13 protein-coding genes and 1 tRNA gene are annotated in these 15,487 nt (G+C 74.1%); 7 read left to right on the forward strand and 7 right to left on the reverse strand.

Going from position 1 to position 15,487, the window contains the following annotated elements; translation table 11 throughout:
* Positions 1–1,282: 1,282 nt before the first annotated feature.
* The 3 genes from AB7J25_RS17160 to AB7J25_RS17170 all read right to left on the reverse strand — a co-directional run bounded on the left by AB7J25_RS17160 (position 1,283) and on the right by AB7J25_RS17170 (position 3,932).
* A complete protein-coding gene (locus tag AB7J25_RS17160; RefSeq protein WP_428510178.1) occupies positions 1,283–2,110 on the reverse strand; it encodes a metal ABC transporter permease in 828 nt (275 codons plus the stop codon).
* On the reverse strand, positions 2,098–2,913 hold the full coding sequence (locus AB7J25_RS17165) for a metal ABC transporter ATP-binding protein (RefSeq protein WP_428510202.1): 816 nt from the start codon (positions 2,911–2,913) through the stop codon (positions 2,098–2,100). The genes AB7J25_RS17160 and AB7J25_RS17165 overlap by 13 nt, the downstream gene beginning before the upstream one ends.
* Positions 2,914–2,996: 83 nt before the next feature.
* Positions 2,997–3,932, reverse strand: coding sequence for a metal ABC transporter solute-binding protein, Zn/Mn family (locus AB7J25_RS17170; RefSeq protein WP_428510180.1), 936 nt, complete (start codon positions 3,930–3,932; stop codon positions 2,997–2,999).
* 114 nt (positions 3,933–4,046) lie between these two features.
* On the opposite strand from AB7J25_RS17170, the gene AB7J25_RS17175 reads away from it, so the two are divergent.
* Entirely contained in the window at positions 4,047–5,150 is a 1,104-nt protein-coding gene (locus AB7J25_RS17175; RefSeq protein ID WP_428510182.1) for a LacI family DNA-binding transcriptional regulator, read from the forward strand.
* Between the two features lie 38 nt (positions 5,151–5,188).
* On the opposite strand, the gene AB7J25_RS17180 is transcribed toward AB7J25_RS17175, so the two are convergent.
* From AB7J25_RS17180 to AB7J25_RS17195, 4 genes are all read right to left on the reverse strand, one after another.
* Complete coding sequence (locus AB7J25_RS17180) at positions 5,189–7,906, reverse strand: cation-transporting P-type ATPase (RefSeq protein WP_428510184.1); 2,718 nt, start codon at positions 7,904–7,906, stop codon at positions 5,189–5,191.
* A gap of 111 nt (positions 7,907–8,017) precedes the next feature.
* Positions 8,018–8,761 carry a trehalose-phosphatase gene (otsB, locus tag AB7J25_RS17185; RefSeq protein WP_428510186.1) on the reverse strand — a complete coding sequence of 248 codons (744 nt, stop codon included), beginning with the start codon at positions 8,759–8,761 and terminating at the stop codon, positions 8,018–8,020.
* Positions 8,758–10,194, reverse strand: a complete 1,437-nt coding sequence (locus tag AB7J25_RS17190; RefSeq protein WP_428510188.1) for an alpha,alpha-trehalose-phosphate synthase (UDP-forming) — start codon at positions 10,192–10,194, stop codon at positions 8,758–8,760. The genes otsB and AB7J25_RS17190 overlap by 4 nt, the downstream gene beginning before the upstream one ends.
* A gap of 81 nt (positions 10,195–10,275) precedes the next feature.
* Positions 10,276–10,656 (reverse strand): hypothetical protein, encoded by a 381-nt coding sequence (locus AB7J25_RS17195; protein WP_428510190.1) that lies wholly within the window; start codon positions 10,654–10,656, stop codon positions 10,276–10,278.
* Positions 10,657–10,770: 114 nt separating this feature from the next.
* Between AB7J25_RS17195 and AB7J25_RS17200 the strand changes: the two genes are divergently transcribed.
* The 6 genes from AB7J25_RS17200 (at position 10,771) to AB7J25_RS17225 (ending at position 15,338) form a co-directional block, all read left to right on the forward strand.
* Positions 10,771–11,529: a helix-turn-helix domain-containing protein gene (locus AB7J25_RS17200; RefSeq protein ID WP_428510192.1), complete on the forward strand. Its 759-nt coding sequence runs from the start codon at positions 10,771–10,773 to the stop codon at positions 11,527–11,529.
* Positions 11,526–12,353, forward strand: a complete 828-nt coding sequence (locus tag AB7J25_RS17205; RefSeq protein ID WP_428510194.1) for an alpha/beta hydrolase family protein — start codon at positions 11,526–11,528, stop codon at positions 12,351–12,353. Before AB7J25_RS17200 ends, AB7J25_RS17205 begins: the two co-directional genes overlap by 4 nt.
* A 153-nt stretch (positions 12,354–12,506) precedes the next feature.
* Positions 12,507–12,803 carry a hypothetical protein gene (locus AB7J25_RS17210; protein WP_428510196.1) on the forward strand — a complete coding sequence of 99 codons (297 nt, stop codon included), beginning with the start codon at positions 12,507–12,509 and terminating at the stop codon, positions 12,801–12,803.
* 6 nt (positions 12,804–12,809) lie between these two features.
* Complete coding sequence (locus AB7J25_RS17215) at positions 12,810–13,166, forward strand: DUF5615 family PIN-like protein (RefSeq protein WP_428510198.1); 357 nt, start codon at positions 12,810–12,812, stop codon at positions 13,164–13,166.
* Between the two features lie 189 nt (positions 13,167–13,355).
* Positions 13,356–13,430, forward strand: a tRNA-Thr gene (locus tag AB7J25_RS17220).
* Between the two features lie 87 nt (positions 13,431–13,517).
* Complete coding sequence (locus AB7J25_RS17225; RefSeq protein ID WP_428510200.1) at positions 13,518–15,338, forward strand: tyrosine-type recombinase/integrase; 1,821 nt, start codon at positions 13,518–13,520, stop codon at positions 15,336–15,338.
* Positions 15,339–15,487 lie beyond the last annotated feature (149 nt).

The following is a 15,487-nucleotide window of genomic DNA, read 5'->3' on the forward strand; positions in this document are numbered from 1 at the left end:
GTGGCCAACCCGAGCTGTGGCCAACCCGAGCTGTGGCCAACCCGAGCTGTGGCCAACCCGAGCCGTGCCACGAGGTCGAGGATCTCGGGCCCGTCGCGCCAGCGCCCGGGCGATGAGCACGCGCTGGCGGTCGCCGGCGGACAGCGTGGTGAACGGGCGGGTGGGCCACGTGGGCGCCACCGAACTCGCGCAACGTCGCGAGCAGCGCGTGCTCGGCCGCCGTGTGGAGTTCGACGGCCTGGAGAAGATCCGACGGCCTGGAGAAGGATGGCCGCCTACTGCGTCCCGGGTTGTCGCCGCGCGATGCCCGACGGGGCGCCGCGCCGGCGGTGGGCGCGCGGCGCCGTGCGGCGGGACCTCGCAGGGGACGAACACGCTTCGCAGGTGCTGCAGCCTCTGCGGGGCGTGCCGGAGCTCTGCGAGGTCTGGCGGCGGCCTCTGCGGGGCGGGCTGGAGCTCTGCGAGGTCTGGCGGCGGCCTCTGCGGGGCGGGCCGGAGCTCTGCGAGGTCCGGCGGCCTGCGGCGGGGCGGCGGCGCTGGTGGGGCAAGGGGCGGCGAGGCCGGTGGGCCGGGGGCGCGGTGGGATAGGTCGGCGGGCCCGCCGGTGGGCCGGCCGGTGGGTGGTGACCGGGCGGCCAGCGCGCCGGGGCAGATGCGGCGCCAGCGGTGGGCGCGTGGGCGGCGCGGCGCCGTGCGGCGAGCCTTCGCAGGGGACGAACACGCTTCGCAGGTGCTGCAGCCTCTGCGGGGCGTGCCGGAGCTCTGCGAGGCTTGGCGGCGGCCTCTGCGAGGCGGGCTGGAGCTCTGCGAGGTCTGGCGGCGGCCTCTGCGAGGTGTGCCGGAGCTCTGCGAGGTCTGGCGGCGGCCTCTGCGGGGGCGTGTCGGAGCTCTGCGAGGCTTGGCGGCGGCCTCTGCGGGGCGTGTCGGAGCTCTCCGAGGTCTGGCGGTGGCCTATGCGAGGCGGGCGGAGCCGCATCGTGGACGGGTGCCGCGCGCGGCTCCCCAGCACCAGTTCCACCGCGACGAACGGCAACTCGACCCCCAGCCCCGCGGCGAGCATGCGCCCGGGCCACCTCAGCTGGACCCAGCATGGCCGACGCCAGCTCGTCCAGGCTGACGACGCCGGTGGGCGGGGCGAGCGCGCGGGACAGGATCCGCAACAGCGCGCTCCGCCCGCTGCCACCTGTCCGATCACACCGACGATCTCGCGCGGCCCGGGCGCGAGGTCGACTACGGCGAGGACGGCACGGCTGCGTGACTGAACGAGAGCGCGAACGCCGTCTCACGCCCGTGCTCGCGCCACCGCCCGGCAGCCCAGGTAGATCGCGAAGCTCAGCGCCGCGACGTAGCCCGAGATCGGCAGTCCGGGGGCGAGCGACAGCACGGTGCCGCCCAGCAGCGCCGCCTCGGCGAACACGACGGCCAGGACGGTCGCCACCACCGGTGAGGCCGTGACCCGCGCGGCCGCGGCGCCCGGTGCGATCATCACCGAGAGCACGAGGATCGCGCCGACGATCGGCACCGCCAGCGCCGTCGTGAGGCCGACGAGCACCGCGAACACCACCGACAGCGCGCCGACCGGCACGCCGCGCGCCTGCGCCACCTCGGGATCCGCGCTGGCGAACAGCAGCGGCCGGTGGATCGCCGCCAGGGTGCCCAGCACGAGCACCGCGACGACGGCGAGCAGCGCGAGGTTCGCGGAGTCCACGGCCACGATCGAGCCGGTGAGCAGCCCGAACTTGTTCGACGCCCGGCCGCTGTAGAGGGCGAGCAGCAGCACGCCGAGCCCGAGTCCGAAGGCCAGCACCACGCCGATGACGGAGTCCCGCTCGCGCTGGCGCAGCCCCAGGAGCCCGAACACCGCCCCGGCGATCACCGCGGCCACCACCGCGCCGAGCCCGACCGAGACGCCGACGAGCAGCGCCGCCGCGCCGCCGGTGAACGCGAGCTCCGCCGTGCCGTGCACCGCGAACGACATCCCCCTCGCCACGATCAGCGGCGCCAGGACCCCCGCGACCAACCCCAGCACGGCACACGCGAGCAGTGCGTGCTGCACGAACGGGATCGCGAGCAGCTCGCTGAGGCCCTCGAAGCTGATCAGGCGGTCCACGGCCCGTCCCCGTGACAGCTCGCGGTGTCCGCGCCGATCACGACGAGTCGATCCCGCACCTGCAGCACGTCCACCTGGGTGCCGAACAGCTCCGAGAGCACCGGCGAGGTCATCACCTCCTCGACCGGCCCGATCCGGAACCGGCCCCCCGCCAGGTACAGCACGCGGTCCACCAGCGGCAGGACCGGGTTGATCTCATGGGTGACGAACAGCACGGCCGTGCCCGCCGCGCGTCGCCGGGCGTCCACGAGATCGGTCACGACCCGCTGGTGGGCGAGGTCCAGTGACAGCAGCGGCTCGTCGCAGAGCAGCACCTCCGGTTCTCCCACGAGGGCCTGCGCGATCCGGAGCCGCTGCTGCTCGCCGCCGGAGAGCATGCCGATGGGGGAGTCCGCGTAGGCGCTGCCCTCCACCGCCGCGAGCGCGGCGGCCACCTTCGCGCGCCGCACCGCCCGCCCGCGCCCACCCGTGCCCCAGCGGTGCCCGTCCAGGCCGAGGCCGACCAGGTCGCGCCCGCGCAGCGGCAGGTCCGGCTCGAACGCCTTCTGCTGGGGGATGTAGCCGATCGCGGGGCTCCCGCGCCGGGGAGTGCGCCCCGCGATCCGCACCTCGCCCTCGGCGAGGGGAAGCAGCCCGAGCAGCACCTTGACCAGCGTCGTCTTGCCTGAGCCGTTCGGGCCCAGGACGGCGACGAACTCGCCCGGGGCGATGTCGAGATCGAGGCCGGACCACAGGGTCCGGGTCCCGAACCGGACGGCGGCGCCCCGCAGCGACACGGCGGCGGGCGCTGACGGTCCGGGGATCGATCCGGCCGTCGATGCCGGGGCCGCGACCGGGCCGCTCGAGCTCACCGTGGTCACCGTGTTGTCCACGGTGCTCACCTCGCTCACCTCGGAGCGCCCACCGCGCTCGCCAGCGCGTCGACCTGACCGGCCATCCACGCCACGTAGTCTGCCTGGCCCTCCGGCAGCGTCTCCGTCATCTCCACCACCGGCACGCCCGCGGCCTCGGCGGCCCCGCGAACCTGCTGCGTGGTAGGCGTCACGGTCTGCGCGTCGACGACGAGCGCCCGCACCCGTTGCGGGCCCTGGAACAGCGCCATGGTCTGCGCGACGGCTGCGGCGGGCGGGTCGGTGTCCTCCTCGACGGCCTCGCTGAACTCCTCCGGGGTGGCGTCGGTGAGACCGGCGGTCTGCAGCAGGTAGCCGGGAAGAGGCTCGGTGACGGCGACGGCGGCGCCGGGCGCGGCGGCGCCGATGGCGGCGGCCTCCTGCTCCAGCTGCCCGACCTGCTCGCCGAACGTCCGGGCGTTCGCGGTGTAGGTGGCCGCGCCGGCTGGATCCAACGTGGCGAGGTCGGCGGCGAGCCGGTCGGCGACCTTCTGCACCGTGGGCAGGCTGTACCAGACGTGCTCGTTGAAGTCGCCGTGCCCGTGCCCGTCGTCGGTCGCATCGGCGGGGGCGAGGCCGGAGACGGCGGTCGCGTCCACGACCGTCGGCGTGCTCCCCGCGGATTCGACGAGGCGGGTCATGAAGTCGTCGTAGCCGCCGCCGTTGCGCACGACGAGGTCCGCGCCCGCGACCTCGACCGCGTCGGCCGGGGTGCTCTCGTAGGAGTGCGGATCGGCGGTGGGATCGGTGATCAGGGACGTGACGGTGATGCGGTCGCCGCCGACGGCCCTGGCGATCGCGCCGTACACGTTCGTCGAGGCCACGACCGTGGGGCCGGGTGGGGTCGCGGGCGCCGGGGCCTGCTCGGCGGTCCCGCAGCCGGCCAGCAGGAGGGCGGCGGCCAGCGGGAGGAGGGCGCGAAGTGGGCGCATCGAGCGGACTCCCTACAGATCATGAAAACCGTTGTCGCTTTCACTCTACCGCGCGGTCACCGATCACGCTCCGCAGACTTTTCCCCATCGGCACTGAACCGTTACGGTTCGAGCGTGTCCCGGCCCCCGAACGTTCGCCGCCCGGCCACGCTGGCCTCGCTGGCCGCGGAGCTCGGCGTGTCGCGGACCACGGTGTCGAACGCCTACAACCGGCCCGACCAGCTCTCGGCGCCCCTGCGGGCCCGCGTCCTCGAGGCCGCGCGCCGCCTGGGCTACCCGGGCCCGGACCCCGTCGCGCGGTCCCTGCGCACCCGCCGGGCCGGCGCGGTCGGCCTGTTGCTCACCGAGGCGCTGTCCTACGCCTTCCGCGACCCCGCCGCCACCGGGTTCCTCGAAGGCCTCGCCCTGGCCTGCGAGAAGGCCGGGCAGGGCCTGCTGCTGGTCCCGGTGAGCCCCGAGCACGCGGACGTCACACCCGTCCACCAGGCGGGGGTGGACGGGTTCGTCGTCTACTCCGTCCGCGACGACGACCCCCACTTCCTCGCCGTCCTCGAGCGACCCGTCCCCACGGTCGTCTGCGACCAGCCGATGAACATCGAGGGCGTGGACCGCGTCGGCGTGGACGACGAGGCCGCCATGCTGGGCCTCGCGCGCCATCTCGCGGGGCTCGGACACCGGCGCGTCGGCGTCGTCTGCATGCGGCTCGGCCCCCAGCGCCAGGACGGTCTCGCCGATTCCGCGCGCCAGGCCTACACCACCTACCCCGTGCAGCGGGCCCGGCTCGCCGGCCTGCGCACCGGGCTCGCCGAGGCGGGTGTCGAGTGGGCGGACGTGCCCGTCGTCGAGCGCTTCGAGCACAGCGTGGACGCCGGGGTGAGCGGGGTGGCCGAGCTGATGGCCCACCATCCCGAGGTCACCGCGGTCGTCTGCACGTCGGACATCCTCGCTCTCGGTGCACTGCGCCACGCCACCCAGCGCGGGCTCTCCGTACCCGGAGACCTCACCATCACCGGCTTCGACGGGGTCCCCGAAGCCGTCCGTGCGGGCCTCACGACCGTCCGCCAGCCGGTGCGGGAGAAGGGCCGCGTCGCGGGCGAGCTGCTGCTGGAACGCGGGGAGCGCAACCGCCCGCGCCGTGTCATCCTGCCGACGGAGCTGGTCGTCGGGACGACGAGCGGTGCGCCGCGGCAGGCGGAGCGCTGGTTCTCCGGTCTCTGAGACCCGGGCGCCCGGCCGCGCCGGCCTGGCGGTCCGGCTCACCGGTGCGTCCGCCGAAGCCGTTTCTCGACCGCCACCACGAGGCTGGTCGCCACGGCGACGGCGAGGATCCGCAGCCACACGTCCACCCCGATCGGTGCGGTTCCGAACAGCGCGTTCATGGCGGGCAGGTAGGTGAGGGCGAGCTGGCAGACCGCCTGCACGGCGACGCCGACGATGATCCAGCGGTTGGAGAACAGGCCGATCCGCCACGCCGAGCGGGAGAGCGACCGGCAGCTGAAGAGGTAGAGCGCCTGCACGACGACGAACAGGTTCAGCGCCGCGGTGCGGGCTTCGGCCAGGCCGGCCCCGTGGGCGAGCTCCCACTCGAACAGCCACCACGACCCGCCGACGAGCAGCGCGGACACCAGCAGGATCCGCACCATCAGGGCGCGGGTGAGCAGCGGCTCGTCCGGCTCCCGGGGTGGCCGGGTCATGATCCCGGCCTCCTTGGGCTCGAAGGCGAGCATCAGCCCCAGCGCGACGGCGGTGGTCATGTTGATCCACAGGATCTGGGTGGGCAGGATCGGCAGCGCAGCGCCGAGCGCGATCGCGACCAGGATGACCAGACCCTCCCCGATGTTCGTCGGGAGCGTCCAGGCGATGAACTTGGTGAGGTTGTCGAACACGCCGCGGCCCTCTTCGACGGCGGCCTCGATCGTGGCGAAGTCGTCGTCGGTGAGCACCATGTCGGCGGCGTCCTTCGCGACCTCGGTCCCGCCCGCACCCATGGCCACCCCGATGTCGGCCTGCTGCAGCGCCGGCGCGTCGTTGACGCCGTCGCCGGTCATCGCGACCACGTGACCGCGCGCCTGCAACGCCTCCACCAGCCGCAGCTTCTGCTCGGGGGAGACCCGCGCGAACACCGTCGCCCGGTCCACGGCGTCGGGCAGCTCCTCGGCGGGTAGTGCAGCCAGGTCGGCGCCGGTCAGCACCGCCTGCCCGCCGCGCTCCCGCCCGTCGAGCAGGCCGACCTGACCGGCGAGCGCCGTGGCGGTGGCGGCGTGGTCTCCGGTGATCATCTTCACGGCGATGCCCGCGGTGCGGCAGGCCGCCACCGCGGCGCCTGCTGCGGCGCGAGGCGGGTCGTGCATCGCCTGCAGGCCGGTCAGGGTCATGGTCAGGGGCAGCGTGTCCTCGTCGAACCCGTCAGGTCCGGATCCGGCCGGCCGCATCGCCGTCGCCAGGACCCGCAGGCCCCGGCCCGCCAGCTCCTCCGCCGCGCGCGTCACGGTGGCGCGGTCAAGGGGCCGGACGGTGCCGTCGGCGCCCAGCTGGGCGCCGCACAGGTCCATGACCCGCTCCACGGCCCCCTTGGCCAGCACGAGCCCGGACGTAGTGTCTCGGGCGTCCCGGTGCAGGGTCGCCATGTACTGGCGTTCGGAGCTGAACGGGATCGTCGCGACCCGGGGGAGCAGCTCCGCGATCAGGTCGGTGCCGAACCCGGCCTTGGCCGCGGCCACCCGCATGGCGCCCTCGGTGGGATCGCCGACGACCTCCCATCTGCCGTCCACCTGGCGGAGCTCGGCGTCGTTGCAGCAGGCGCCGCCGAGCAACGACCAGCGCAGCGCCTGGTCCGAGCCCGCGGGCACGGGGAAGCCGCCGCGCAGGAACTCCCCCTCCGGGCGGTAGCCCGAGCCGGTCACCTCGTAGCGCGCGTCGGGGGTCCACAGGGCCTGCACGGTCATCTGGTTCTCGCTGAGCGTGCCGGTCTTGTCCGAGCAGATCGCCGTCGTGCTGCCCAGCGTCTCCACCGCGGGCAGCCGCCGGATCACCGCGCGCCGCCGCGCCATCCGGGCCACGCCGATGGCCAGGGTGACGGTGACCGCGGCCGGGAGCCCCTCGGGGATCGCGCCGACCGCGAGGGCAACCGCTGCGGTGAAGGTCTCCGCCGCGTCCTGGCCCCGCAGCAGGCCCACCCCGAACGTGGCCGCGGCCAGGGCGAGGATGGCGACGGTGAGGATCCTGGAGAACTCGGCGAGCTTGCGGGTCAGCGGGGTCGCCAGGTTCGCGGCGCCGCCGACCAGCCTGTGGATCTTGCCCAGCTCGGTGTCGCCGCCCGTGGCGACCACCACCCCGGCGCCGCTGCCCGTGGTGACCAGGGAGCCGGAGTAGGCCATGTTGCGGCGGTCGGCCACCGGGATCGCCTCGGGGAGCACCGCCTCGTCCTTGCTCGCCGGCAGCGACTCCCCGGTCAGAGCCGACTCGTCGATCCGCAGCTCCGCCTGCCGGGCCAGCCGCAGGTCGGCAGGCACCTTGTCGCCCGCATCGAGCACGACGAGGTCGCCGGGGACGAGCTCGTCGGACGGCACGGTCTCCCGGTGACCCTCGCGGATCACCACCGCCCGGGTGCGGACCAGTGACCGCAGGCCCTCGAGCGCCGCCTCGGCCTTCGCCTCCTGGACGAAGCCGACGACCGCGTTGAGCAGCACGACGCCGAGGATCACCGCCGAGTCGACGTACTCCCCGAGTCCCGCGGTGACGGCGGCGGCGCCGAGCAGCACGTAGATCAACGGGTGGTGGAACTGGCGCAGGAAACGCCGCAGCGGACCCGGTCCCTTGGCCGGGGGCAACGCGTTCGGCCCGAACCGTTCCCGCCGGGCCGCGACCTCGTCGCGAGGTAGGCCGCGCTGCGGATCCGTCCGGAGCAGCTGGGCGACGTCCCCGACCTCCCGCCCGTGGTGCGCGGCCACCGACGGCGACACGGCGACGGTCATCGGCCCTCCCCACGTCTCGGCCCCGGTTCCAGGCTCCGTGGTGCCGAGCGGTCCCGGTCAGGGCCGGAGGTCCCCGCATGCGGGACCTCCAGACCCGGCGCAGGCGGGCGCTCAGGCGCGCAACGCCAGCAGCCGCTCCAGCAGGACGGCGACGTCGGGGGGGCCGGCCACCCGGTACGCCGCGGCCGTCTCGCCGTCCCCGACCTTCACGCCCACGTCGCCGGGCCGCAGCCGGGCGAACGCCGTCTCGTCGGTGACGTCGTCGCCCGCGAACAGGACGCCGTCCGCGACGATCCGCTCGCGCAACGTGTCCAGTGCCGCACCCTTGCTCACCTTCAGGACGGCGAGATCGAGCACCGCCTTGCCCGCGGTGGCGTCGACCCCCGCCCAGGACGCGGGCCCGGTGCGCACCGCGTCCAGCACCTGCGTCCCGACGTCCGGTGCGGCGTTGCGGACGTGCACCGCGACCCCGGCGGGCTTGTGCTCGAGCGCCACCCCGGGCGCACCTGCGACGATCGACTCCAACTCGGTGGTGAGGCGGGCCTTGAGCGCGGCCCGGTCGTCGTCGAGCACGGCGGCGCCGTCGTCGAACTCGCCGCCGTGGCTGCCCACCATCCGCACGGGCGCGCCGAACCCGGACACCGCGGCGAGGTCGGCGAGACCCCGCCCCGACAGCAGGGCGACGGTCGTGTCGGGCAGCGTCGCGAGCTTGCCGATGGCGGCGGCCGCCGCCGGCAGCGGTCGCGCCGCCGACGGCACCTCGACGATCGGGGCGAGCACGCCGTCGAAGTCGAGCGCGACCAGCAGCCGGGGGACCGCCGCGAGCCTTGCCACCGCTTCTGCGAGCTCGGTCACGGCTTCTCCTCCGCGGGTGGCAGCCCCAGCGCGTCCAGGTAGGACCGTGCCCAGCGGTCCACGTCGTGGCTCAGCACCTGGCGGCGCAGCGAGCGCATCCGCTTGCCCGCCTCCGGCGCCGACATCGCGAGTGCCGCCGCGATGGCGTCCTTCACCCCGTCGATGTCGTACGGGTTGACCAGGAGCGCGTCCTTGAGCTCCAGCGCCGCGCCCGCGAACTCCGAGAGCACGAGCGTGCCGCCCTCGTCCGAGCGGCAGGCGACGTACTCCTTCGCGACCAGGTTCATCCCGTCCCGCAGGGGCGTCACGAGCATGACGTCCGCGGCCAGGAAGAAGGCCACGAGCTCGTCGCGCGGCAGCGACTGGTGCAGGTAGTGCACCGCGGGGTGGCCGACCCGGCCGTACTCGCCGTTGATCCGCCCGACCGCCTGCTCGATGTCCGCACGCATCTGCTGGTAGTGGTCGACGCGCTCGCGGCTCGGCGTGGCGAGCTGGATCATGACGGCGTCGTCCGCCGTGATGCGGCCCTCGGCGAGGAGCTCCTCGAACGCGCGCAACCGCACGTCGATGCCCTTGGTGTAGTCCAGCCGGTCCACCCCGAGGACGATCCGGCGGGGGTTTCCGAGATCGATGCGGATCTGCTTGGCCCGCTCGATCACCGCAGGCTCGCGGGAGAGGGCGTCCAGGTGTGACGAGTCGATCGAGATCGGGAACGCGCCGAACCGGACCGTCCGCCCGTCGCGGGTGACCACCTCGCTGCGTCCGGCCGGTTTCGCCCCGCCGAGGCGCACAGCGAGGGTGCGGAAGTTGCGCGCGCCGCCGGGGGTGTGGAAGCCGACGAGGTCCGCGCCGAGCAGCCCCTCGGTGATCGCCCGCCGCCACGGCAGCTGCAGGAACAGCTCCACGGGCGGCATCGGGATGTGCAGGAAGAAGCCGATCCGCAGGTCCGGGCGCCGGCGGCGCAGCGCGGCGGGCAGCAGCTGCAGCTGGTAGTCCTGCACCCACACCGTCGCACCCTGGGCGGCGACCCGAGCGGTGGCCGAGGCGAAGCGCTCGTTGACCCGGACATAGGCCTGCCACCAGTGGCGGTGGTACGTGGGGGTGGCGACGACGTCGTGGTAGAGCGGCCACAGCGTGGCGTTGGAGAAGCCCTCGTAGTAGTCCTCGACGTCCTGCGCCGACAACGTCACGGGGTGCAGCTGCAGGCCGTCCTCGACCAGCGGCTCGACCTCCGCGTCGGGCACCCCCGGCCAACCCACCCAGGCACCGTCGCGGTGGCGCAGCATCGGCTCCAGCGCGGTGACCAGCCCGCCGGGGGAGCGCTTCCAGCGCTGCGTCCCGTCGGGGAGCTTCTCCAGGTCGACCGGCAGCCGGTTGGCCACCACCACGAAGTCGGCTGAGCGATCGGCACTGCCCCTTGCGGGCTCCGCCACGGTGCTCCCTCCTGTCACCCGGGCGGTCCGAACGGCCGCCCGGGCCGCGAGCCTACTGCCGTGCGGGCCCGTCTGCGTGGCTCAGCGTCGACGCAGCGCGTAGGCCTGCACCGCGGCGAAGGCCGCCACGACGACGGCCTGCGCCACCACCCAGACCTGCCCGAGCACCGTCTCGGCATCGACGGCGAGGCTGCCGACCACCCAGGCGACGTTGAGCGCGACGACCGCGAGGACCGCCCCGCGGGGCGGCCGCGGGCGCGTCCCGAGGAAGGCGACGGCGGCGGTGAACACCAGCAGGAACGCCCCGGCCGCCCGCATCGGGCCCGTGGGCAGGCCGAGCAGGTCCTGCAGCGGGCCGGCGAGCGCGAGGTAGGCGAGACCGTTGAGGCCGGTGACGACGGCGTCGGTGAGCAGGGCCAGGTGCAGCAGGGTGCGGGGGGCGGTGGCGGTCGGTGCGTTCATCGTGGGGCTCCTCTCGTCGGTGACGCCGACGAGCCTGCGGCCGCGGGGTGCGGCGCCGCGATTACCTGCCGGGTAAGTGCGACGCCTCCCCGTCCCGGTTAGCGTCTCTTCCCCGTGACCGCCTCGCTCGCCCCGCCCCGCGTCGGCGTGCTGCTCAGGGACTGGCGCCAGCGCCGCCGCCGCAGCCAGCTCGACCTCGCCAGCGCCTCCGGCGTGTCCGCCCGGCACCTGAGCTTCGTCGAGACCGGGCGGGCCAGGCCGTCGCGCCAGCTCGTGCTGCACCTCGCCGAGCACCTCGACGTCCCGCTGCGCGACCGCAACGCCTTGCTGCTCGCCGCCGGGTTCGCCCCCGCCTACCGCCGGACCTCCCTCGACGCCGCCGAGATGGCCCCCGTGCGGGAGGCCGTCGCCGCGATCGTCCGCGGGCACGAGCCGCACCCGGCGCTGGTCGTCGACCGGCACTGGGACGTCGTCGACGCCAACCCGGCCGCACGGGAGCTGATGGTCGCCGGCGTCTCGCCTGCGCTCCTGGAACGGCCCAACGCGTTGCGGCTGGCCCTGCACCCCGACGGCCTCGCGCCCCGGATCGTCAACTTCGCGGAATGGGCCGCGCACCTGCTCGCGCGGCTCGACCGCGAGATCGCCGCGTCCGCCGATCCGGCGCTCGTCGCCCTGCGCGACGAGCTGCTCGGCTACCCGGGGGTCTCCGACCCGCCGCCCGCCGAGGACGTGGCGGGCCGGCTCTTCGTGCCGCTCGTGCTGCGCCACGGGGGCTGCGAGCTGCGGTTCCTGTCCACCGTCACCACCTTTGGCACGGCCCGCGACATCACGGTCGCCGAGCTGTCGGTCGAGTCGTTCTTCCCGGCCTCATGACCGATGTTCCGATGCGCTGCGAGGACGGCGTCACCCTGAATGCGACGCTGCGCCCCGGGGAGCGCGGTGCCGTCGTGATCGGCTCGGCGCTCGGGGTGCCGCGGCGGTTCTACGGCCGGTTCGCCGATGCGCTGGCCGCGCGCGGGTACGGGTCGGTGACGTTCGACTACCGCGGCGTCGACGGCTCCGGACCCGAGGTCGCTCCCGGGGAGATCGCCCTGGAGCACTGGGGATCGCGGGATCTCGACGCCGCGCTGCGCCTCGCCCGTTCCGAGCTGGGCGGCCCCGTCTTCCTCGTCGGGCACTCCCTCGGCGGCCAGCTCCCCGGCCTGGCCCCCACGTCCGACGAGCTGGCGGGGATCGTGCTGGTCGGGTCCTGCGCGCCGCACCCGTCGCGCTACCCGTGGCGGAACCGGGTGCGCATCGAGCTGATGTGGCGCGTGCTCGTCCCGCTGTTCGCCCGCGGCCCGACCTTCCCCACGTCGCGCCTCGGCCTCGGCTCGTCCGACCTGCCCACCACCGTCATCCGCACCTGGCGCGACTGGGGACTCAGCCGGGACTACCTGTTCGATCCCCGCCACGGCGTCGACACCACCGGGTTCGCGAAGCTCGTCGTCCCGATGCTGTCGTGGAGCTTCGCCGACGACTCCTTCACCTCCCGTGAGGCCGTCGACGCCCTGCACTCGCACTACCCGGGCGTCACGCTCACGCACCGGCACGTCACGCCGCCGCCCGGTGCTGCGATGGGTCATTTCGGTTACTTCCGCGCCCGCGGCGCGCCGTTCTGGGCCGAGACCGTGGAGTGGCTGGACGCAGCAAGCTGACTGTAGCGACTACGCTACAATCGCTACGTGACTGCTCCGCTGTCCATCCGATTCGATCAGGACGTGCTGACGCGTCTGCGTCAGCACGCGGCATCGATGCCGGGTTCCACGGCCTCAGGCCTGGCTCAACGGCTGGTCGACGAGGGACTGCGGATGGCGGATCATCCGGGGATCGTCTTCCGAGACGGTCCGGCCGGTCGGAGACCGGCACTGGTCGTCGGCCCGGACGTATGGGAGCTGGTGTCGTTCCTCCGCGAGATCGACGAGCGGGGCGCCGCCGCGGTCGCTGCCGCGGCCGAGGTGTTCGCGGTCCCCGAGTCCGCGATCTCGGCCGGTATCGGCTACTACACGGCATTCCCCGAGGAGATCGACACCTGGATCGCCGAGGCACAGGCGGCCTCCGAGCGGGCGGAGCATGAATGGGAGCGGCGCCAGGCGCTGCTGGCCTGACACGTCATGACGAGAAGGTCGCCGGAGGCCTTGCTCCTCGACGAGATGTTCGCGCCCGCGTTGGCGGTCTCGCTGGGCGCGGCCGGGTTCGATGTCGTCGCGGTGGCGGGGCATTCGCTTCTCGCGGCCGCGCCGGACCCGCAGGTCGCCCGATGGGCCGTCGAGCACGGCAGGCGGGTGGTGACCGAGAACGTCCGCGACTTCGCTCCGCTCGCGGGCCGCGGCGACCCGCCACTGAGGGTGCTGTTCACCAGCGCCCGCCGGTTCCCTCGGTCCCGCAGGAACCCCGGTCCGTTGCTCAAGGCGCTCGGCGACTGGCTCGTGGAGGACATCGAGCGCCCGCCGGACTGCTGGTTGCGCTAGGAACGATCCCGACACTCGGTGCCCTCCCACGACCACCCGGACCCGACTGCGCCACCTCCCGGAGACCAGGAGCCGCCTGGTACGACCCGGGCCGCTCCGACGGCCTCCGGAGTTGTTGACCGGCCGGGCGCGGTGACGTGACCGCCTGGACCTGCGCGTCATCATCGGCGACTAGACTTCCGCCTGCCCGCCGGTGTAGCTCAGTGGTAGAGCAACTGTCTTGTAAACAGTAGGTCGTCGGTTCGATCCCGACCTCCGGCTCCAAGGCTGACCAGCAAGAACGCTCGTCGCGCGGTCGGCAGTTGATCGAATGTGGCACGTCATGTGGCACGAACGCGCTACCCTCCGGCCATGTCGGGGCGTCCGCGGGCCGGTCGAGCGCGGGCGCGCGGCAACATCGAGACGCTGCCGAGCGGTGCCCTGCGGGTCCGCGTCTACGCCGGGATCGATCCGGTCACCAAGAAGCGGCACAACCTCATCGAGGTCGTCGAGCCGGGCCCGAAGGCGTGGCAGCAGGCGGAGGCGATCCGCGACCGGTTCCTCGCCGAGGTCGCCGAGAAGCGCAACCCACGGACGTCGGCGACGGTCGACCAGCTGCTCGTGCGCTACCTGGAGCAGTTCGACGGGGCGCCGAACACGCTGCGGCTCTACCGCGGCCACGTCCGCAAGCACGTCTCGCCGTTCCTGGGGCACCTGAAGGTCGGGGAGCTGGACGCGGACGTGCTGGATTCGTTCTACGCCGAGCTGCGCCGCTGCCGGGACCACTGCTCGGGTCGGCGGACCTTCCAGCACCGGACCTCACGCCGGCACGAGTGCGACGAGCGCTGCGGGCCGCACGTCTGCCGGCCGCTGGCCGCGTCGTCGGTGCGGCACGTGCACTTCATCCTGTCCGGGGCGTACAAGCGGGCCGTCCGGTGGCGGTGGGTGGCCGTCTCGCCAGTCTCGCAGGCCGAACCTCCACCCGCTCCGAAGCCGAACCCGCAGCCGCCCACTCCGGCCGAGGCGGCACGGATCGTCACCGAGGCGTGGCGGGATCCAGACTGGGGCGCGCTGGTGTGGACGACGATGACGACCGGCGCCCGCCGCGGCGAGATCTGCGCGATCCGGCGGTCGTCGCTGTCGCTCGACCAGGGCCGCGAGACCGTGTGGCTGCGCAAGGCCATCCGGGACGAGTTCGGGGTGCTCGTCGAGGCCGAGCTGAAGACCCACCAGCAGCGGCGGGTGGCGCTCGACCCGGAGACGGTCGTCGTGCTGCGCGAGCACTTGGCCCGGTGCGACGAGCGGGCGCGCGAGTTGGGTTTCGAGATGCCCGCTGATGCGTTCGTGTTCTCCGGCTCGCCGGACGGCTCGACGTTCCCGCGCCCGGACGGCGTGACGCAGAGGTATGACCGGCTCGCCGTGCGGCTGGGGATCGAGACGACCTTCCACAAGCTGCGGCACTACTCGGCGACCGAGCTGATCGCCGCCGGGGTCGACCCGCGGACGGTGGCGGGCCGGCTCGGCCACGGCGGCGGTGGGACGACGACGCTGCGGACCTACACGGCGTGGGTGTCCGAGGCCGATCAGCGGGCCGCGCGCGGTCTGGGGGCGGGGATGCCGCAGCGGCCGGCCGAGGTCGACCCGGTCCGGCGCGTGCTGGAGGAGCCGCGCTACCCGTACGAGCGGGTCGCCGCCGCGGTGGCCCGGCGCATCGAGGAGGGCGCGCTGGTCCCGGGCGACCAGGCGCCGGCGACCGCCGATCTCGCCGCGGATCATGGGGTCTCGCTTGCCACGGCCGGGCGGGCGGTGGTGCTGCTGAAGGAGTGGGGGTTGCTGACCGTCGCCGAGCGTGGTCGGGCGCGGGTCGCCCGCCGTGTGGTCGCCGCTATCGAGCCCGAGATCGCTCCGGTTTCCGAGCCGGTGGTTCCGGCCGGTGCCGAAGCCGCCGCGTCGGCTCTCCAGCCCGGGAGCTTCTGTTCGATCACGCTCCGCGGGCCGGACGGCCGCCGCTACCCGGCGCGGATGGTGCCGGGCAGCCTGGCCGATCCGGGCGCGTTCCGCGCACACCTGCTCGGCATCGCGCGCATCGAAGTGCCCGAGCGGACCGACGACGGCGAGGCGTGGATCGGTGCCTTCGAGCTGGAGGTCGCCGAGATCGGGACGGACCGGCCGCCGGTGACTCTGCGCTGGTAGCGGCCCCGCGGTTGACACGCTGGAGCCTGTTTCGCAAAGGGCGCGGAGGGCGGCGCGCGATTGAGGCCTGGGCTCCGGTCAGGTCGGATCGACGGGTCGTCGTGTGGTTCAGCTCGTGGCGGTACGGGCGCGGTAGAGCTTGAGCAGGT

It is taken from the genome of Pseudonocardia sp., from assembly GCF_050246655.1.
In the GTDB taxonomy this organism is placed as follows: domain Bacteria; phylum Actinomycetota; class Actinomycetes; order Mycobacteriales; family Pseudonocardiaceae; genus Pseudonocardia.

Coding starts and splice junctions, on each gene's coding strand:
- AB7J25_RS17170 (WP_428510180.1), bottom strand. CDS start 3,932: ATGCGCCCACTTCGCGCCCTCCTCCCGCTGGCCGCCGCCCTCCTGCTG.
- AB7J25_RS17180 (WP_428510184.1), bottom strand. CDS start 7,906: ATGACCGTCGCCGTGTCGCCGTCGGTGGCCGCGCACCACGGGCGGGAG.
- AB7J25_RS17195 (WP_428510190.1), bottom strand. CDS start 10,656: ATGAACGCACCGACCGCCACCGCCCCCCGCACCCTGCTGCACCTGGCC.
- AB7J25_RS17205 (WP_428510194.1), top strand. CDS start 11,526: ATGACCGATGTTCCGATGCGCTGCGAGGACGGCGTCACCCTGAATGCG.
- AB7J25_RS17210 (WP_428510196.1), top strand. CDS start 12,507: ATGGCGGATCATCCGGGGATCGTCTTCCGAGACGGTCCGGCCGGTCGG.
- AB7J25_RS17215 (WP_428510198.1), top strand. CDS start 12,810: ATGACGAGAAGGTCGCCGGAGGCCTTGCTCCTCGACGAGATGTTCGCG.
- AB7J25_RS17225 (WP_428510200.1), top strand. CDS start 13,518: ATGTCGGGGCGTCCGCGGGCCGGTCGAGCGCGGGCGCGCGGCAACATC.